This window comes from Cognatundibacterium griseum (assembly GCF_014284195.1).
In the GTDB taxonomy this organism is placed as follows: domain Bacteria; phylum Pseudomonadota; class Gammaproteobacteria; order Burkholderiales; family Burkholderiaceae_D; genus Undibacterium; species Undibacterium griseum.
In genome coordinates this window covers 55328-74574 of record NZ_JACOGC010000005.1, presented here as the reverse complement: position 1 = coordinate 74574, position 19247 = coordinate 55328, and the positions used below count along the sequence as shown (strand labels likewise).

At 50.1% G+C, this 19247-nt stretch carries 20 protein-coding genes and 1 tRNA gene; 13 read left to right on the top strand and 8 right to left on the bottom strand.

Annotated elements, in window-relative coordinates; genetic code table 11:
* Positions 1–5 precede the first annotated feature (5 nt).
* The 5 genes from H8K27_RS12630 to H8K27_RS12610 all read left to right on the top strand — a co-directional run bounded on the left by H8K27_RS12630 (position 6) and on the right by H8K27_RS12610 (position 3669).
* Positions 6–494, top strand: a complete 489-nt coding sequence (locus H8K27_RS12630) for an acyltransferase (protein WP_186863549.1) — start codon at positions 6–8, stop codon at positions 492–494.
* A complete protein-coding gene (locus H8K27_RS12625; RefSeq protein ID WP_186863548.1) occupies positions 491–1306 on the top strand; it encodes an NAD-dependent epimerase/dehydratase family protein in 816 nt (271 codons plus the stop codon). Before H8K27_RS12630 ends, H8K27_RS12625 begins: the two co-directional genes overlap by 4 nt.
* Positions 1303–2061, top strand: a complete 759-nt coding sequence (locus tag H8K27_RS12620) for a cephalosporin hydroxylase family protein (protein ID WP_186863547.1) — start codon at positions 1303–1305, stop codon at positions 2059–2061. Before H8K27_RS12625 ends, H8K27_RS12620 begins: the two co-directional genes overlap by 4 nt.
* Positions 2062–2129: 68 nt before the next feature.
* Complete coding sequence (locus tag H8K27_RS12615; RefSeq protein ID WP_186863546.1) at positions 2130–2936, top strand: phytanoyl-CoA dioxygenase family protein; 807 nt, start codon at positions 2130–2132, stop codon at positions 2934–2936.
* Positions 2917–3669, top strand: a complete 753-nt coding sequence (locus tag H8K27_RS12610; protein WP_186863545.1) for a TylF/MycF/NovP-related O-methyltransferase — start codon at positions 2917–2919, stop codon at positions 3667–3669. The genes H8K27_RS12615 and H8K27_RS12610 overlap by 20 nt, the downstream gene beginning before the upstream one ends.
* 19 nt (positions 3670–3688) lie before the next feature.
* On the opposite strand, the gene H8K27_RS12605 is transcribed toward H8K27_RS12610, so the two are convergent.
* Positions 3689–5380, bottom strand: coding sequence for a GGDEF domain-containing protein (locus H8K27_RS12605; RefSeq protein ID WP_186863544.1), 1692 nt, complete (start codon positions 5378–5380; stop codon positions 3689–3691).
* Positions 5381–5409: 29 nt separating this feature from the next.
* The gene (locus tag H8K27_RS12600) at positions 5410–6057 is read right to left on the bottom strand and encodes a response regulator (protein ID WP_186863543.1); all 648 of its coding nucleotides are present in this window, start codon (positions 6055–6057) and stop codon (positions 5410–5412) included.
* 187 nt (positions 6058–6244) lie between these two features.
* Here H8K27_RS12600 and greB point away from each other — a divergent pair, with 187 nt between their 5' ends.
* Positions 6245–6793, top strand: coding sequence for a transcription elongation factor GreB (gene greB, locus H8K27_RS12595; protein WP_186863542.1), 549 nt, complete (start codon positions 6245–6247; stop codon positions 6791–6793).
* 24 nt (positions 6794–6817) lie between these two features.
* The gene (locus H8K27_RS12590) at positions 6818–8176 is read left to right on the top strand and encodes a DUF3422 family protein (RefSeq protein ID WP_186863541.1); all 1359 of its coding nucleotides are present in this window, start codon (positions 6818–6820) and stop codon (positions 8174–8176) included.
* Between the two features lie 171 nt (positions 8177–8347).
* Here the strand turns inward: H8K27_RS12590 and H8K27_RS12585 are convergent, their stop codons facing one another.
* The 4 genes from H8K27_RS12585 to H8K27_RS12570 all read right to left on the bottom strand — a co-directional run bounded on the left by H8K27_RS12585 (position 8348) and on the right by H8K27_RS12570 (position 12628).
* The gene (locus H8K27_RS12585) at positions 8348–10672 is read right to left on the bottom strand and encodes a RelA/SpoT family protein (protein ID WP_186863540.1); all 2325 of its coding nucleotides are present in this window, start codon (positions 10670–10672) and stop codon (positions 8348–8350) included.
* 50 nt (positions 10673–10722) lie between these two features.
* Positions 10723–10926 carry a DNA-directed RNA polymerase subunit omega gene (gene rpoZ, locus H8K27_RS12580; protein WP_176803801.1) on the bottom strand — a complete coding sequence of 68 codons (204 nt, stop codon included), beginning with the start codon at positions 10924–10926 and terminating at the stop codon, positions 10723–10725.
* A gap of 29 nt (positions 10927–10955) precedes the next feature.
* Positions 10956–11600 carry a guanylate kinase gene (gene gmk, locus H8K27_RS12575; protein WP_186863539.1) on the bottom strand — a complete coding sequence of 215 codons (645 nt, stop codon included), beginning with the start codon at positions 11598–11600 and terminating at the stop codon, positions 10956–10958.
* A gap of 119 nt (positions 11601–11719) precedes the next feature.
* On the bottom strand, positions 11720–12628 hold the full coding sequence (locus H8K27_RS12570; protein WP_230419277.1) for a YicC/YloC family endoribonuclease: 909 nt from the start codon (positions 12626–12628) through the stop codon (positions 11720–11722).
* A gap of 146 nt (positions 12629–12774) precedes the next feature.
* Between H8K27_RS12570 and H8K27_RS12565 the strand changes: the two genes are divergently transcribed.
* The 6 genes from H8K27_RS12565 to H8K27_RS12540 all read left to right on the top strand — a co-directional run bounded on the left by H8K27_RS12565 (position 12775) and on the right by H8K27_RS12540 (position 17640).
* On the top strand, positions 12775–13788 hold the full coding sequence (locus H8K27_RS12565) for a serine/threonine protein kinase (protein ID WP_186863538.1): 1014 nt from the start codon (positions 12775–12777) through the stop codon (positions 13786–13788).
* Between the two features lie 93 nt (positions 13789–13881).
* A complete protein-coding gene (locus H8K27_RS12560; RefSeq protein WP_186863537.1) occupies positions 13882–14823 on the top strand; it encodes a PP2C family protein-serine/threonine phosphatase in 942 nt (313 codons plus the stop codon).
* A 5-nt stretch (positions 14824–14828) separates the two neighbouring features.
* Positions 14829–15566, top strand: a complete 738-nt coding sequence (gene rph, locus H8K27_RS12555) for a ribonuclease PH (RefSeq protein WP_186863536.1) — start codon at positions 14829–14831, stop codon at positions 15564–15566.
* 8 nt (positions 15567–15574) lie between these two features.
* Complete coding sequence (gene rdgB / locus H8K27_RS12550; protein WP_186863535.1) at positions 15575–16159, top strand: RdgB/HAM1 family non-canonical purine NTP pyrophosphatase; 585 nt, start codon at positions 15575–15577, stop codon at positions 16157–16159.
* Positions 16156–17406 carry a radical SAM family heme chaperone HemW gene (gene hemW / locus H8K27_RS12545; protein WP_186863534.1) on the top strand — a complete coding sequence of 417 codons (1251 nt, stop codon included), beginning with the start codon at positions 16156–16158 and terminating at the stop codon, positions 17404–17406. Before rdgB ends, hemW begins: the two co-directional genes overlap by 4 nt.
* 144 nt (positions 17407–17550) lie before the next feature.
* Positions 17551–17640 (top strand) — tRNA-Ser (locus tag H8K27_RS12540).
* Positions 17641–17943: 303 nt separating this feature from the next.
* On the opposite strand, the gene H8K27_RS12535 is transcribed toward H8K27_RS12540, so the two are convergent.
* Together H8K27_RS12535 and H8K27_RS12530 are read right to left on the bottom strand one after the other, a co-directional pair.
* Positions 17944–18171, bottom strand: coding sequence for a hypothetical protein (locus tag H8K27_RS12535; protein ID WP_186863533.1), 228 nt, complete (start codon positions 18169–18171; stop codon positions 17944–17946).
* Positions 18172–18245: 74 nt separating this feature from the next.
* The gene (locus H8K27_RS12530; RefSeq protein WP_186863532.1) at positions 18246–19181 is read right to left on the bottom strand and encodes a sensor domain-containing diguanylate cyclase; all 936 of its coding nucleotides are present in this window, start codon (positions 19179–19181) and stop codon (positions 18246–18248) included.
* Positions 19182–19247: the final 66 nt, after the last annotated feature.

Here is a 19247-nt window from a genome sequence, read left to right as displayed (position 1 = left end):
ATGGCATGATAGAAATTCATCCTGAAGCAAGAATATCTCCTTTAGCAGATATCGAGGATTCGGTCCGGGGAACCCGGATACTGATCGGTGCTGGTTCAGCGGTTGATAGCTTCGTTAAGTTTAAACCTGCCGGTGGCAGTGGAGACGTTCTGATCGGTGAACGTACCGTGATCAATTCCGGCTGTGTTTTATACACTGGCAATGGCATTCGTATTGGTAGCGACGTGGCGATTGCTGCCAACTGCACTTTTGCTCCCGTGAACCATGCCTATCAGGATAAAAGTCGTCGTATTAATCAACAAGGTTTCTTGCCGGGTAAAGGCGGCATCGTGATTGAAGATGATGTGTGGATCGGCGCAAATTGCGTCATTCTTGATGGCGCTATTTTGCGGCAGGGATGCGTTATCGGGGCCGGCGCGATTGTCCGTGGCGAGATTGCGGCATACACAGTTCATGCCGGGAATCCATTGCGTCAGATCGGAATGCGGCAATGAGTGCATCACCGCAGGCAACGCTGATCGGCGGCCATGGCTTTGTCGGCAGACATTTGCAGACGGCACTGACCCAGGCCGGATGGCACTATCGGGTCTGCGGGAAAAATGATCCTATCCCGCAACAAGAAGATCTTGGTCATGTCTTTTATTGTGCGGGCTTGACTGCCAATTTTCGCCAGCATCCATTTGCAACAGTGGAGGCGCATGTCAGCCTGTTGTCGCAGGTATTACAGTGCTGTACATTTACCAGCCTGACTTACCTGTCGAGCACCCGCGTTTATTCCGGAGCGGAAAGCACCCGTGAAAATGCAACCCTGCATGTGCGCTCTGATGTGCCGGGCGACCTGTACAACCTTTCTAAATTAATGGGGGAGAGCCTGTGCCTTGCGAGTCAGCGCCCCGTGCGCATTGTCCGTTTGTCGAACGTCTATGGCACACAGATGCCCGCACAGAATTTTCTGGCGGAGATATTGCGCGAATCGGCCAAAACCGGAAGAGTGTTGTTCCGCAGCGCCAGGCAATCGCAAAAAGACTATATTTCCGTGCAGGATGTGGTTCGTTATTTACCGTTAATTGCCTTGAATGGCAGCCAGTCCATTTACAATCTGGCGAGCGGCAGCAATATGACGCACGCCAGTATTGCCGGGTTTCTTGAAGCACAGGGTGTCGGGTGCGAATTTATTGCGGATGCTCCTGTACTGACTTTCCCGGTGATTGATACCTGCAAATTATTCACCGAATTCGGTGTTGCCCAACACGGGCTGGAGAAAGACTTGCCGGCTCTTTTTTCTTTCTATCACGAGGAATCATGAATCCCAATAATCCGACGCAACAATTCGAACTCGAAAGAGCGCAGCGTATCGAGAAACTTGGACAGGATCAGGCGTTTCAGGCACAGTCACGCGACTGGCTTGAGCAGAGCATGCGCCGGCAGTACGTGTATAACTTTTCCTGGATGGGCCGCCCGATTATTCAGAATCCGATTGATATGATCGCGATGCAGGAATTGTTGTGGCAGGTGCAGCCGGATCTGGTAATCGAAACCGGCATTGCACATGGCGGCTCCATTATTTTCTCCGCCTCTATGCTGGAGCTGATCGCTGCCTGCGGCGGTAATCCTGATGCAAAAGTGATCGGCATCGATATCGATATCCGCGAACATAACCGGCAGGCGATTTTGCAGCATCCGATGTCACGGCGCATCACGATGTTGCAAGGGTCCAGTGTGGCAGAGGATATCGTCGCGCAGGTAAAGAAAATGGCTGAAGGCAAACAGAAAATCATGGTGTTTCTCGATTCTAATCACACCCATGAACATGTACTGGCGGAACTGAATGCATATGCACCGCTGGTAACGAAAGACAGCTATTGCGTAGTATTTGATACGTTTGTCGAGGACGTGCCGGCAGATGTGTTTGATGATCGTCCGTGGCATCCGGGCAATAGTCCTAAATCAGCCGTTCATGCCTATCTGCAGTCTCACCCTGAATGGATGATTGACCAGGCAATGCAACATAAATTGCAGATTACCGTCGCACCGGATGGTTTCCTGAAACGGATTGCTTAATTGCACCGGATAGATTGATAGTGCTTTATTCCGCAATTCAATACCAGGATGAAAAAGTAGGGTAAAACATGGATATCTCACAAAAAGAATTCTTTGAGGAAAATGGCTATATTATTTTGCCTCAATTTTTTAATACCGATTTATTCCATGAAGTCAGGCAGGAAATTAATCAAATCGGTCAATTCATCATTGGAAAAGAGTTTGATTTTGATACCTATCAACCAGAGATAATGACTCCGGAAAAACAGTCACAACTCTATGACCGCCTGCATTATTTACCTTGTCTCAGTCGGTTGTCAGGGAATCTCGACTTACTTGCAGCATGTCGGGAGCTGGGTGTGACATTACCCGTACTGATGGGGTGTTGCAATATGCGCTATGACCGCCCACACGATGTAAAACATTTATTTGACTGGCATCAAGATACACTCTATTTGCTTGGCTCCGTTAATGCTGTGACAGCCTGGATACCGTTCAGCCGAGTTGATGAGCAGCACGGAACTGTGCAATTAATACCCCGAAGTCATCAGGTTGGGATCCATCCTTACAAAAAAATATCCGACAAGGCAATTGAAGAGCAGCGTCAGTTTTTGCAACGGGATTTATCGATTGATGAGGATGTTACATCTGCCCCTGTAACGGTGGAGGCTGATCCTGGCGATCTCATTTTGTTCAAGCAAATGATGTTGCATCGAAGTCTGCCAAATATGTCAGGGAAAGTCAGGTGGACTGCGCAGATCAGAATTTCTGATCTGGCGTACCCCGGATTTCTGGAGGCGGGGTGTCCGACAGGTGACAAGAAAAATATTTTCTATCAGAGCTACCCCGGCTTTATCCATCCTTTGAGTGTGCGACATGAAAACAAATCTCGGTGAATCCTTAAATCGTAGTGAATTGGAAAAGAATTCGGATGAGCGTTTGCAGGTATTGCGCGACGAGATTGTCCCACACATGGGGCCACACTGGAATCTGCATTCCAATTTGTTTATTAAGCGGATTTCACTGTCACGGATTTTATACTTCAATCAACTGTATTCCTTGATTAAGGATGTGCCGGGTATTATTTGCGAATTTGGCGTGCAATGGGGAGCATCACTGGCACTGCTGTCGAATTTGCGCGCAATTATCGAACCGTATAACTACTCCAGGAAAATCATTGGCTTTGATACCTTTGCCGGTTTTGAATCTCCGCACGAAAAGGATGGTGTTGCTGTCGCCAAAGGAGATTATTCCAGCATGGATGATTATGCAGAACAACTGGAGGAAATCCTTAACCTGCATGAGAGTTTATCACCGATCAGCCATATTAAAAAATTTGAACTGATTAAAGGCGACGCCTCACTTACCATCAAAAACTGGTTGGTAGCTAATCCGCATGCTGTGATTTCTATGGCAATTTTTGATATGGATGTTTATCAACCGACTAAAGATGTTTTACAGCAAATATTGCCGCGACTGGTTAAAGGGTCGTTGCTGGTATTTGATGAACTGAATTGTCCGCGCTTCCCTGGGGAGACCTTGGCCCTGATGGAAACGATAGGATTAAATCAGCTCAGATTACGGCGAGATCCGAATCAACCTTACTGTGCCTGGGCGGTGTTGGAGTAAGCTTATCGAAAGACGTTGTTCATATGGCCTTCACCACCCGGTTTTTACCCGTTTGTTTAGCTTCATACATGGCTTTGTCTGCGCGTTTCAGTAAGACTTCCTGAGGTTCTCTTGGCGCGCGCATGGCAACCCCGGCGCTGAATGTGATGAACAGGCGCTGGTCGTTCGCAGTGAAGAAGTGTCTGGTCAGCTCGCGTTGTACGCGGGTCATTGCCTGTGCTGCTTCGTCCAGGCCGGTTTCCGGCATGATGATGACAAATTCTTCGCCGCCGTAACGGGCAATGACGTCGATCGAGCGCAGGGTTTGCTTCACGATCCTGACCAGATGCACCAGCGCTTCGTCCCCGGCCGAATGGCCGTGGGTGTCATTCAGTTTTTTGAAATTATCGAGATCCAGCAATGCGATGCAGAGCGGTGTATTACGCCGGTCGGCACGGTCTGCCTCCCGTTCAAAAATATCTTCCATGCCGCGCCGGTTCAGACTGCCGGTCAGCTGGTCTTCGCGCACGAGTTCGCTCATGTGCGCCAGTTTGTTTTCCAGTTCCTTGATCCTGGTCTCGGCTTCAGTTACTTCTTTCTGCGCCGCGATGATGATGTCGCGTGAGCGCATGGTTTCATTTTGGACGACTCTGGTTTCCGCCAGGATATGACTGATCAGGTTGGTGACTTCATTCGCATCGCGCGCCGCGCTGATTTTGCCGGCATAGGCATCCATTTTTTGTTGGTAGGCACCGGTGCTGGCCGCCATGGTGTTGAGCCTGTCGATGAAGGCTTCCATCATGTTTTTGACGGAGGTCTTGGATTCGGCAATGCTGTTTTTCAGGACACCCTGTTTGTAAATGACGTCTTTCAGGCTGCGGGTTGCTTCCTGCAATGCGCGGTGGTCGATTGGACCGGAAATCAGGTTTTGCACGACCTCTATCTGGCCGCGCAGCCAGTTGTCGTTGTCCAGCAGATCGTGAATATTCGTCAGCAGCAGATCGAACAGACGCAACAGCAATTCATGCTGTTCGGCGCTGTCACCACTTTGCAGTTCAATCTGAAAGCAAAGCTGCTTCAGACGGCTGCCGACCTGATTTAATGCTGCTTCGGTGTCGGCATCCCTGACGGCGAGTCCCAATGCTTCGGATTCGCTGGCCAGCGGTGGATTGGGCTTCAGCAGAGAACTCAGCGCCAGCGTCAGCGTCCGGTAAAGTAAATCTTTCAGCAGTTTTTGGCGCGGGTCTTCTGCCGGCGCATCGACCAGCGATATGCCGGCAGCGGCCACACTGGAAACCGCAGCAGAAACAGGGGGCGTGATGTTAGCAGAATTTGCCGTGCCGGAAGCTGCCGGACTGTTACTGTTGGTGATGTGCTGGGTCAGCAGTTCCAGACCTTTGGCATAATCTTCCCAGTTGCCTGTTTTGACGGCACGGCTGAAACGATGTCCAAAGGTGGATAAATCACTATTCGAGTTTTGCAGGCTGGCAGCAAAACTGCTCAACAGGTTTTCAGCTTCGGAGACGGTTTTTTCTGTTTGCCCGTTGTCTGCATGCTGTGTCGTATCTGTGTCCGTCGCCGGATTTTCATCCGGGATGCCGGCAATTTCGTTATACAGTTTGCGATAGGCATCCGGTGTCGGCGCAATACGCTGAATAGCGAGCTGGCGGAAGGTTTCCCGGGCAATGTCAGTCGGGCTTTTGGATTGCGAAGGTGGGATTTTATTGGACATGGTTGCCCTGCCATTCATCGTGAATCGAATTAATCAACAAGCTGATTTTTAATCGCATAATGTGTCAGTTCTGCATTGTGCCGCAATTTCATCTTCAGCAAAATTCTGGAACGGTATTCGCTGATGGTTTTGACGGATAAAGATAGTTCTTTGGCAATGTCGCTCACAGATTTGCCGGAAGCGATCATTGTCATGGTCTGAAATTCTCGGTCTGACAAGGTTTTGTGCGGCTCGTCTTCGTGTTCCTGATTCAGGTTGTTGGCCAGTGCCTGCGCCAGCTGAGGACCGATATATTTCAGTCCGCCGGCCACCTGCCGGATTGCCGTCAGTAATTCGGTAATCGCGCAGTTTTTATTCAGATAACCCGATGCGCCGGCTTTCAGGCAACGTATGGCATACTGATCTTCACGATAGTGCGAAAACATGAGAACCTGAATGGCGGAATTTTCTGTTTTAATCTGTTTCAGCACTTCAATGCCATTTTTATCCGCCAGCGCAATATCCAGCAATAAAACCTGGTAATCCGTTTGGCGTGACAGGCGAATCGCTTCACCCCCTGAGCCGGCTTCACCTGTTAATGTCATGTCGCTGGTTGTTGCGATAATACTTTTAATTCCTTCCCTGACGATGGCGCAGTCGTCTGCAATAATGATTTTTATTGATGCATATTCATTCATGCCTGGTCCATTTCTGTTTCAGATCAGCAGTGTTTTGACGCAACAGGGTGCGTGAACAATCCTGATCGGGTCATGCCGGTTGCTGCACGCGTTGATCGGTGCCGCCTTATCGCTTATTTTATAAGGGATGACATTGTGGTGGTGAGAAGATACTCATAAATTTGACGGACTCCGATAAAATATCAACATGAGCAAAGCATTTATCAAAGAAACGGAAGCGGACGAGGATGAGGAAGCCGGCGCGCCGCCCATACCGGCCGGTTCCAAAAATTACATGACCCCGGAGGGACATCAGCGCATGAAAGATGAGTTTCTGCATCTGATTGACGTGGCGCGACCTGAAGTGGTGAATATCGTTTCCTGGGCAGCGTCGAATGGCGATCGCTCTGAGAATGGCGACTATATTTACGGTAAACGTCGTTTGCGTGAGATTGACCGCCGTATCCGCTTTCTGAGCACGCGTCTGGATATCGCAGAGGTGGTTGATCCGCGCGTCCATCATGGATCAGATCAGATTTTCTTTGGAGCGACCGTGGTTTATGAAAATCTGCAAGGAGAAGAGATGCGTGTGACGATTGTCGGCGTGGATGAATTTGATCCTTTGCAGGGAAAAATCAGCTGGATTTCGCCAGTCGCCCGGGCACTGACGAAAGCACGCATCGGCGATGTGGTGACGCTGAAAACTCCGCTGGGAACCGATGAACTGACGATACTGGATGTGAGTTATCCGGGCTGATTTCTCATTTTGAAACGGATCATCATGGCGCTGAATTACACGCATATCAATCATCCTTTGCGCATACCGCTGGCAGCGGAGATTCATTCCCGTCCATCGTTGCGTCTGCGCTCTCCCGAATTGCTGACCCATTTTGCGATTTTCACGCCGGGCGAGGGGGAAGGTGGTACAGATAATCTGTCGCAGCAACTGTCGATCCTGACGGATTTTTGCACGCATTTCGGTGTTGCCGCTCCGGCTGCCGGTGCCAAATATTTTTTCCATGATTTTGGGCGCTTCCGGCTGAAGTGGGAATGTCATACTGAATTTGCCACCTACAGCTTTCTGGATAATGCGGATGAATCCGGAGCTGAAGCGGCGCCCTCATTAAAGCAGGTTGACCGGATTTTCGATCAGGTGCCGTTGCGCCATGTTCCGCAGCAATGGCTGGCTTCCCTGGAAGGGAAAGTGATGGTGGCGGCGCATGTGGCGTTGATTTCCGCGACCAAATTCTGGGCCGGACCGGCAAATCTGCTGCACGGTGTGTTCGAAGGAGGAGTGCTGGTCGGCAGCAAGGTGATTGAGCGTGGTGAGGTCTGGACCGATTTCCTGATTCAGGCGGATGGCTTCAGCCGTTTCATCGTATGTGATCAGGATTTTCTGGATCAGCAGCCGGGCCGGACAATACAACGTATTCTGGAAATTGAAACTTACCGCATGATGGCATTGCTCGGTTTGCCGCAGGCGCAGGCCGCTGCGCCGGTACTCAGTGCGATTGAGAACGAACTGGTGCAGCTGACTGCTGCGATGACAGTCGCGAGCGGTCAGCAAGGCGAATTGAGTGATACGGATGCCGAGCAGAAAATGCTGCGGGAAATCATTGATCTGGCAGCCCGGATCGAAAAGCTGGCACTGGAAAACAGCTATCGCTTTTCCGCATCGAAAGCTTATTTCAGTCTGGTGAATGCGCGGATTGAGGAGTTGCGCGAAAGTCGGATTGAAGGAATTCCGACGATTGCTGAATTTATGGAGCGGCGGCTGGCTCCGGCCATGCACACCTGCGAAGCGATTGTGCGAAGGCAGGAGGCGTTGGCGGCGAGGGTCGCACATACCAATGATCTGCTGCGCACCCGTGTCGGCATCGTGCAGGAACAGCAGAACCGGAAAATTCTGCAAAGCATGAATCAGCGCGCAGCCCAGCAATTGCGTTTGCAGCAGGCGGTCGAAGGTTTGTCGGTAGCGGCAATCAGTTATTACGTGGCCGGATTATTTTCCTACGCCGGGAAGGGACTCAAAGCTTTGGGCGTTAATATCAATCCAGATCTGCTGACAGGTTTGCTGATTCCTGTGATTGCGCTGGCTGTCTGGTGGGGCTTGAGAAGAATGCACAAAAGTCTGCATTAAGTGTTGCGAGGCTATCTGTGAGCCGATGCTGAGAGGATGGTATCCAGTCATTTAAATATACTCCCCGGGAGTATATTTAAACGCCCTTTGTTCTTCAGGGCATCAGGGTGTTTTTTCTTAAAAGCGAGGGGAGTATATTGTTGATGGTCTGACCTGACCGGGTAGCAGACTTCAGCCCCGTTCACGCAGAATGCGTGACACGCCGCTTAAGTGCTTGATGTTGCGCATGATGCGGGCGAGGTGGGCGCGGTCTTCAACTTGTATCGTGAAGTGGATATGGGTCATGTCGTTGGCATCGCCATCTTCCATGTTGACATGGCTGATATTGGCTTCCGATTCGCCGATTTCAGCGGCAATCCTTGCCAGCGCGCCGCGTTCATTGGTCACGGTGACCTCGATCCGGGTGTCAAAACTGCGATTGAGTTCTTCCCCCCAGGTCACATCAATCCAGCGATCGGGTTCTTTAATGTGCAGGCGTTTCGCATGTTCGCAGTCGTCGCTGTGTACCACCAGCCCCTGATCGCGTTTCAGCTGGCCGACAATGCCGTCGCCGGGAATCGGCAGGCAACAGGGAGCCAGTTGCACCGATAAACCTTCGCTGCCGTAAATGATGACCGGATCACGTTTGTAAGCGTGTTTGTCTCCGAATTGCTGGAATGGGAAGGGTGCATCATCCTCAACCAGATCCAGAATGTGGCGTGCCACCAGTGCCGCCATGCGTTTGCCGATGCCGATATCGGTATAGATTTCATCCATCGATTTGGCAGTCGATTCATTCAGCAATTTGTCGATCAGTGTGGTCGGCAATTCCGGGTTCAGGCTGACCGCTACCATCGCCTGCGCCAGCAATTGTTTGCCGAGTTCGGTGGATTCGCTCAGATTGATGGTCCGCAGATAGTGCCGGATTGCGGAGCGCGCTTTACCGGTACGCACATAGGTCAGCCAGTTGGGTGTCGGTCGTGAATTGGGCGAAGTGATGATTTCGACGATATCGCCGTTTTTCAGTTCAGAGCGGAGTGGTACCGGTTCATGATTGATGCGGGTAGCGATCGCCTGATCCCCGATGTCGGTATGGATGCTGTAGGCGAAGTCCAATGCTGTCGCTCCGCGCGGGAGGGCAATAATCTTGGATTTTGGTGTGAATACATAGACTGAATCGGGAAACAGATCAACTTTGACATGCTCCAGGAATTCAGCCGAGTCACCAGTCTGCTTCTGAATATCCAGCAGCGACTGCAGCCAGGCATGGGTGCGCTGCTGCAGATCGGTCAGACTGCCATCGTCATCTTTATACAGCCAGTGTGCGGCCACGCCAGATTCGGCGACGCGGTGCATATCCTGAGTGCGGATCTGAAATTCAACCGGGGTGCCGTAAGGGCCGATCAGCGTGGTGTGCAGTGACTGGTAGCCGTTCGTTTTCGGAATCGCAATGTAATCCTTGAACTTGCCCGGCATAGGCTTGTACAGCGCATGCAGCGCTCCCAGCGCATAGTAACTTTCGCGGAAATTGTCGACCACGATGCGAAAGCCATAGACATCCAGTACCTGAGAAAAACTCAGGTGTTTGTCATGCATTTTCCGGTAAATACCGTACAGCGTCTTTTCGCGACCATAGACTTCTGCGCGGATATCGGCTTCTTTCAGCGCAATTTTAACTGCTTCCAGAATTTTATTGACGACTTCACGCCGGTTACCGCGCGCTGCCTTGACTGCTTTGGACAGCGTCCGGTAGCGCATCGGGTAGAGATGTGAAAATGCGAGATCCTGCAGTTCCCGGTAAATATTATTGAGCCCGAGACGGTGTGCAATCGGAACATACACATCCATGGTTTCCCGTGATATGCGACGTTTTTTTTCCGGCGACATGACTGCCAGCGTGCGCATATTGTGCAACCGGTCGGCCAGCTTGACCAGAATCACCCGCACATCGCGCGCCATCGCCAGCAGCATCTTGCGGAAATTTTCGGCCTGCGCTTCAATCTGGCTCTGGAACTCAATTTTTTCCAGTTTCGATAAACCGTCGACCAGCGTGGCGACGGGCGCGCCAAAGCGTTCAATCAGTTCTTCCTTCTGGACATCCTGATCTTCCATCACATCATGCAGCAACGCAGCCATGATGGCCTGCACATCCAGCTTCCATTCAGCGCAGATTTCTGCAACCGCGATCGGGTGCGAGATATAAGGTTCGCCGGATTTACGGACCTGCCCCAGGTGCATTTCATCAGAAAAACGATATGCTTCCTTGACCAGTTTCAGATCAGCCGGCGACATATATTCTGCCAGCCGGGCGCTGAGCGCACTGGTTGAAGCAACGCCAACAATGGGAGACGAAGATTGAGAAGAAGGTGAAGCGGGGGAGCTAACGGATACGGATTTTTTAGAGCTACGGGCGGCAGACTTTGCGGTGTTACCCTCAGCTGCATCCGGATCGGCAGACGCAGTCACCGGTGCAGCCGGAGTGGCAGTCAACGACGGAGCAGATTCGGCGACGTTCATGATGCGACTCCCGGCCAGTAATACTATGCGGTACTTCGGTTACAGCCAGATTAAACAGGGACTTTCTTGAGCATTTCAATACCGACTTTACCTTGCGCGATTTCACGCAGTGCGATCACGGTTGGCTTGTCTTTGGACTCCACCTTCGGCGTATGGCCTTGCAGCAGCTGGCGTGCACGGTAAGTCGCACACAAAGTCAGCTGGAAGCGGTTAGGGATCTGTTTCAGAGAGTCTTCAATAGTAATACGTGCCATGATGTTTCCTAATGACTGATATGGATGAATTAATTGGGGTTCGCATGTATGCCGAGCTGTGCAAACAGTGCGCTGTTACGGGCAGATTGCTGGGTGAAGCGGCATCGTGTTGCTTTGACAATCGCGTTTAACTCTGAGAGCGCAGTGGCAAAATCTTGATTAATAATAACATACTCGAACTCCGGAGAGTGCGCCATTTCGCCGCCTGCCGCCAGAATCCGGCGTGTAATGATGTGCGGTTCGTCCTGACCGCGCTTCTTCAGACGTTCTTCGAGTGCGGGAATCGATGGCGGGAGAATAAATATTCCAACTGCATCCGGAAACTGCTTGCGCACCTGCTGCGCACCCTGCCAGTCGATTTCGAGCAGCACATCGGTGCCTGCACGCATCTGTTTTTCAATCTGCAGACGGGAAGTGCCGTAATAATTGCCATGTACTTCGGCAGATTCCAGAAATTCTCCCTGCGCTTTTCTGGCCAGGAAGTCTTCCGGGGTGGTGAAATGATATTCGCGGCCATTCTGCTCACCAGGCCGGGGCGGGCGTGTGGTGTATGAAATGGAGAGCTTGATTTGCGGTTCCTGGCTCAGTAATGCATTGACCAGTGTCGATTTGCCGGCGCCGGATGGTGCAGCGACAATAAAGAGACTGCCGGGCGTGGAAGTGATGGGAAGCATAGGTAACCTTTGAGGAACGATAGTTTCCGGCGAAAAATGGCCGGATGGTCCGCTTTCTCTGGATTGGGGAATATTTCCGCCGTTAAAATATCGGCGGGAGTATAAGCAAATGTACGCGCTTATTCAAGATTCTGCACTTGTTCACGCATTTGTTCTATCAACAGTTTTAAATCCATTGAGGCGTCTGCGAGTTCTTTCAGCGCTGCCTTGGAGCCCAGCGTGTTTGCTTCACGATTGAGTTCCTGCATCATGAAATCAAGGCGTTTTCCGACTTGCCCGCCTTTTTGCAAGATGTGCCGGGTTTCCGTCAGGTGAGCAGACAAGCGGGACAGCTCCTCTGCGACATCAATGCGGATGCCGTACAGCGTCACTTCCTGCCGGATCCGGTCCATCGCTTCTTCGCGCGAAATGGCGGCTGAGTTACCGTCGAGGGAGGCTAATCCTAATGCTTCTTCAAGGCGAGTAATGGATTTTTGCTGGAACTGCTGCAAGACCTGCGGTAGCAATGGCCGGATTTTTTCGACGATGGCTTCCATTGCGGTGATGCAGTTTAATAAAACCTGCTCCAGTGCCGCGCCTTCGCGCTCACGGCTGATGATGAATTGATCAAGCGTCTGCTGGATAGTCTGGCTGATCGCCTGCTGCAAATGTTCGGTGTTGATTTCAGCCTCTTCAATCACCCCGGGCCAGCGCAGCAGTTCATTCACGCTCAATGGCGTTGCCTGTGGAAACTGGTCTTGCAGTGCCTGCTGGAATGCGGCCAGTTGCGTCAGCAGGGATTGACTGAGTGCTTTATTGTTATTTTCATTATTTTTTTTGCCAAAGCTGAAGCGGCATTCAACTTTTCCCCTGACGACGCGCCGTGAGACGGTTTCCCGGAACAGATTTTCTACAGAACGGAAATCATCGTTGATGCGGAACTGCAGATCAAGGAAGCGGGAATTCACGCTCTTGATTTCAATTGTCATGGTTCCCGCTTCGGTTTCCCGGGTGCTGGTAGCATAACCAGTCATACTGTAAATACTCAAAATGTATCCTTTGGAAATTTGTGTAATATTTTATGAGTGACCAGAGTGGAGAGGCATTGAAAGCAGTTGTTGTAAAACAAGATATAGTCTTTACAAATACCCCAATTATCAACACAATCCCCCTTGTCTAAAGGATTGGAACAGCAATGGCCGCACAAAACAACGCACCTTTACCAGATGGGCTGGAGATTGCCGGATACCGCATTGTAAAGAAAATTGCCTCCGGTGGCTTTAGTATCGTTTATCTGGCGACGGATGAAGATGGAAATGCGGTGGCAATCAAGGAATACCTGCCGAGCTCGCTCGCACTGCGCCAGCAAGGGGAACTGGTTCCCGCTATTTCCAATGAAAATTTGCCGATTTACCGGATCGGGTTGAAATGTTTTTTTGAGGAAGGACGGGCACTGGCGCGTATTTCTCACCCGAACGTTGTGAGCGTTATCAATTTCTTCCGCGCCAACGAAACTGTTTACATGGTCATGGCATACGAGTCTGGCCGCTCTTTGCAGGAACACATCCTGCGCCGGCGCGATAAAGGCGAAAAGCCGCTAGTGTCAGAACGTTTTATCCGGAGGATGTTCAATCAGGTGATGAACGGTTTGCGTGAAGTGCATACTAATAAACTGCTTCACCTTGATCTGAAACCTGCGAATATTTATCTGCGCCTGGATGGAACACCGATTTTGCTCGACTTTGGCGCTGCCCGCCAGACTTTGAAAACGGATATCCCCAAGTTGTACCCCATGTATACTCCTGGCTTTGCCGCACCTGAGCTATATCAAAAAAATGGAAATCTGGGACCGTGGACGGATATTTACAGCATAGGCGCTTCTATATTTGCCTGTATGATAGGCGCTCCGCCGCAACCCTCCGATCAGCGCAAGACGCAGGATAAAATGGAGGCGCATTATCGTAAATTGGAAGGGATGTATTCGCCCGAGCTGATCGAAGTGGTCCGCTGGTGCCTGAAGATGGATCCGCTTGAACGTCCGCAAAGTGTTTTTGCGCTGCAAAAAGCACTGGCAACCAAGGCGCAGCCTCAACCCGAACCAGGCATGCTGGAAAAAGCCAGGATCGCTGTATCATCATTGTTCCGCCGGGACAAAAAGAAAAGACAGGATGGCGATCACACAACCATACAGGAAAGCACTCTGAACTGAAATGAGATTGAGGTTCCCGTTGTACGGGATGACTGTAAAGATCATTATCCTGAAATTTTTAATTTGACCCCATTGTTTTCAGTCTGATTATCCATGCGTTTTTCCGTTTATCAAGAGAGCCACATCGGCGGTCGTAAAGTCAATCAGGACCGGATGGGGTACAGCTTTACCCGTGATGCTATTTTGCTGCTGCTGGCAGACGGCATGGGCGGACATATTCTGGGAGAAATGGCTGCGGCGATCGCTATGCAGACGATCGGATCTTTATTCCAGCAGCAGGCGCAGCCATTCATTGCGCGTCCGGAACGTTTTCTCGAAGATAGTTTTTTAGCCGCGCATCAGGAAATCCATCGCTACCGGGCGATGAATAATCTCCCTGAAACACCGAGAACCACCATTGTCGCCTGCCTGATTCAGAATGGTTACGCATACTGGGCGCATTGCGGTGACTCCCGTTTGTACTGGATGCGCCAGGGGCAGATCCTGTTGCGTACCAAAGACCATTCCCGGCTTGAAACGCTGATTACGCAGGGAAAAGTAGATCCGGCTGAGCGCCATACGCATCCTGACCGGAACAAGCTGTTCAATTGTCTCGGTGCGCCGAATTCCCCGATTGTTGAATTATCCCGCCGTGCGGCATTGCAACCGGGCGACCTGATTTTATTGTGCTCTGATGGTTTGTGGTCGATGTTGCCAGATTATATGCTGGCGCAAAAACTGCACGAAAATACGATTGTCCGTGCGATTCCTGAACTGATTCGTTCTGCCGTCAGTATTGCCGGCAAACAGAGTGACAATACGACAGCGCTTGCCATGATGTGGGAAGGAGATGACCGCCTTGAGGACTCATCCATTATTTCCACCAACACCTTGCCAATCGGCTCTATCACCACGACGATTCAGGCCCAGATTGATCCGGATATTCCGGTTGAAAATGGTGAGCCGGATATGTTCAACGATGCCGAGATTGAAAAAGCCATTGCTGAAATACGCAATGCCATTCACAAGTCTTCCCGTATTACTTCAAAAACTTAAAATTTATGTCTATTACCCAACGCCCTGATGGGCGCGCAACGGATGCTTTGCGTCCCATCGTGATCAGCCGCCATTTCACGAAACACGCTGAAGGCTCCGTATTGATTGAATTTGGTGACACGCAGGTTATCTGCACCGCCAGCATCGAAGATAAAGTGCCCGGTTTTTTGAAAGGCAAAGGGCAGGGATGGTTGACTGCAGAATACGGCATGTTGCCGCGTTCAACGCATACGCGCATGGATCGTGAAGCCGCGAAAGGGAAGCAGTCTGGACGTACTCAGGAAATCCAGCGCCTGATTGGACGCTCTTTAAGAGCCGCCTTTGATCTGGAAGCCTTTGGCGAGCGGACGCTGCATCTGGATTGCGACGTGATTCAGGCGGATGGCGGAACACGCACAGCATCGATTACGGGCGCCATGGTCGCCGCTTACGATGCCTTTTCTCAGTTGAAAGCGCGTGGGCTTATCGGACAGGTACCATTGCGGCATTTTGTGGCGGCGGTATCGGTCGGGGTATATCAGGGGCAAGCTGTGCTGGATCTGAATTACGTTGAGGATTCCGGTTGCGATACCGATATGAACGTGGTCATGACTGAGGCAGGTCATTTTATCGAAGTGCAGGGCACGGCGGAAGGTGCGGCATTTGATCGCAACACGATAAATCAGTTACTGGATCTGGCGCAGAATGGCATCAGCGATCTGATTGATTTGCAAAAACAGGTACTCGGCTTACTCGGAAACTGAACAGCATCATGAGCAGAAAAATTGTATTAGCCTCCAATAATCAGGGAAAGCTGAAAGAGTTTTATCAAATACTTTCGCCGTTGGGAATAGAGCTGCACGCACAGTCAGAATTTCAGGTTCCGGAAGCAGAAGAGCCGTATGGTACGTTTATCGAGAATGCGCTAACTAAAGCGCGTCATGCGGCAAAACTGACGGGCTTGCCTGCATTGGCGGATGATTCAGGCATTTGCGTGAATGCGCTGCGCGGTGCACCTGGCGTATTGTCTGCCAGATTTGCGGGAGAGCCGAAATCAGATGACAGGAATAATCAGAAACTGGTTGCGGCACTGCAATCCGAAACCGATAAAACTGCTTATTACTACTGCGTACTGGTTTTGGTTCGCTCAGAAAATGATCCGCAGCCAGTGATTGCAGACGGTGTCTGGAAAGGTGAAATCCTCGATCAGCCGAGGGGGAGCGGCGGATTTGGCTATGATCCGTATTTCCTGATTCCGGAATTGGGAATGACTGTCGCACAATTAACACCAGAGCAAAAAAATCAGAAATCGCATCGCGGGCAAGCATTAAAAGCCCTGTTTGAAAAATTAAAATGATTCCGATTAAACCTTTATCACCACAAACGGAATCAGTACAGCAGGCAACCAGTTTGTCAGATATTCCCCAGCTTGTTACCAGCCAGTTCCTGACGCCCGGTGACCTGCATTTAAACGCTTTACCACCGTTGTCTCTGTATGTGCATTTCCCTTGGTGCGTCAAAAAATGCCCATATTGTGATTTCAATTCGCATGAAGTGAAGGGCAGTTTTGATGAAGAAGCCTACCTGAATGCCCTGCGCACAGATCTGGAGGCATCTTTGCCGCTGATCTGGGGGAGAAAAATTTACACTATCTTTATTGGGGGCGGTACCCCAAGCCTGTTATCAGCCGCAGGCATTGACCGGATGATGTCGGATATCCGCAGCCTGCTTCCTTTAGACAGTGCTGCCGAAATTACGCTGGAAGCGAATCCGGGAACCTTTGAGGCAGAAAAATTCCGCGCTTTCCGGAACAGCGGGATCAACCGATTATCGATCGGTATTCAGAGTTTTCATTCGGGGCATTTGTCTGCTTTGGGGCGAATTCATGATGGCGATCAGGCCAGACGTGCGATAGATATTGCACAGACCCATTTTGAAAATTTTAATCTGGATCTGATGTTTGCCTTGCCAGGGCAGACACTGGCAGAAGTCAGGCAGGATATTGCGACCGCGCAGTCGTTCGCTCCGCCGCATTTGTCGCTGTATCATCTGACGCTGGAACCCAATACATATTTTGCCAAATATCCGCCAGCGATTCCCGACGATGATCTGAGCGCTGAAATGCAGGATTTGATTCACCAGTCGATGGCTGATGCCGGTTATACGCATTATGAAGTTTCCGCTTATGCCAGACCTGGAAGGGAGGCACGCCACAATCTGAATTACTGGAATTTTGGTGACTATCTGGGCATTGGCGCCGGCGCGCACTCCAAACTGTCTTTTCCACACAGAATTGTGCGTCAGATGAAATACAAACAACCCAAAGCCTATATGGATGCGGCGATGAAAGGAAATGCAACGCAGGAGTCGGCAGAAATCAGCAAACATGACTTACCGTTTGAATTTATGCTGAATGCCTTGCGTCTGAACCAGGGTTTCCCGGTGCATTTGTTTCAGGAACGTACGGGTTTATTGCTGAATTCTATTGAGAAAAAATTACAGCAGGCAGAAGCAAAGCAATTGATTCAACGCGACCATTTAAAAATCCTGCCAACGCCGATTGGACAATTATTTCTCAATGATTTGCAGCAAATATTTCTCTGAAATTTTTCTGAATGAATCCTGATACTGCGAAACATGGCACTTCAATTTTCACCGACTATCCCAAAGCGGATGTGACGAATAAATGCGAAGCTTCAATCAGCTTGACTTGCCCCACTAATAAGAATGCATTATAATATGCGGCTCGGAAGCTTGGCAGAGCGGTTGAATGCACCAGTCTTGAAAACTGGCGAGGTGTCAAAGCCTTCGTGAGTTCGAATCTCACAGCTTCCGCCAAAATAAAATGATAAGCCCTTGATTTTCAATGGCTTTTTATTTTTCTGGTTCGCCCAATATGTCATTTCTTGCTGGCTTCCATTGGTAAAGATTGAAATTTCTCAGCCTGGGGCTGCGCAGCTTTCAATTCCAGTTTGTGAGAACAATTTTATACTTTCTTCGGTTTTGCTTGAGTTCGCCGTTAGCATAAAAAATACAACCAGCATATGCAAAAAAGCAATCACGACCAGAATGCACGCCGGTCGTGATGTTATTCAAGAATAGATAGAACAATCTGCTTGCTACAAACAATGTTTACTGACTTTACTGACTCGCCTTGCAGTTCTTCTTCGATTCATCCAATAGATCCTGAGTGATCGGCTCATACGGCGAGGTATTTCTTACCTCCGCAATCTTGGCATTCGGACAGGTGTTAATAAAATTTCCTGCTGCCTGTGCTTGAGCAGAAGCCGGCGTCGTTTGACCTGCTGCACATGCTTTTCCCATTGGACGATATTCGAACCGGTCACTACTGTGCTTGATATAGAACATCTTTGGCACCTGTTTTCTACTTCCGTAGAGCGCCGCAGTTTGACTTGAGCCTTTGAGGTGTTCAGTGCCACCCCTTATCGATGTTTCTTGAGACTATACATATTTTGATCGGCATGCGTCCAAGCCTCTGTCAAATCATGCAAATAGTTACGCATTGCCATTCCTACAGAAGCTCGCACTCCTCGTTCAGTTAGGTTCGTAAGCAACCGTTGTCGTAGCAACTCAGCACCGACCTGATCACATTCAATGGCGATTATCCCGAACTCATCTCCTCCCAGCCGAGCGACCATGTCCACCTCGCGCGTTGCTGATCGTAGCGCTTCTGCTGTCAATTGTAGCAAGACGTCACCGGCAGCATGTCCGTCCATATCGTTGACATACTTAAGATCGTCGAGGTCTACAGAAAAAACTGCAGCTGAATGACCATATCGCTTGCAGCGATCTTCTTCGCCGCTCAAAAATTCATCCCAAGCTCGGCGGTTTGCGAGTCCTGTCAACGCATCTGTGTGGGCGTCTAATTTTAATCGCTCACTCAGACGCCGCTGCTCCGCTAGTTTTAGCTCGTTGTTCAAGATTGTACTGAGAAAGGCTCCCATTAGTTTGATCAAGGGAGTTTCGTTCACAATTTCGGAGGGTTGACGTTGCGGGTCAATGGCGCATAAGGTTCCGAATATTCTGCCGTCAGCAAGCGTTAGCGGCACTCCGATGTATGCTTTTATCGGCAACTGACGTACTATTGGTCTGTTTTCATAAGCTGCTACTGCAGAAATATCGGGAGCAACATGAGGTCCATTATCTTTAACCATTTCAAAGCATATTGAATCGCTCCAGCGTAAAACCGTATTTGGATTTATCCCATCCCCTTCTCTTTGCAAAATGATCCAATCGTCACCTTCGGTACGAGTAATCATCCAAAGTCCGAAGCCTATACGTCGTTTTAAAAAATCCAATACATAATCCCCTGCGCTCTGGAAATCCGGGAAAATCTTAGGCAAATCAGTTGAGTTCATAAAATCTTCCAGTGAGCACGCTTGCGCAACTATGTTGTTTAAAAAGTTAAATTTATCGATTCATGG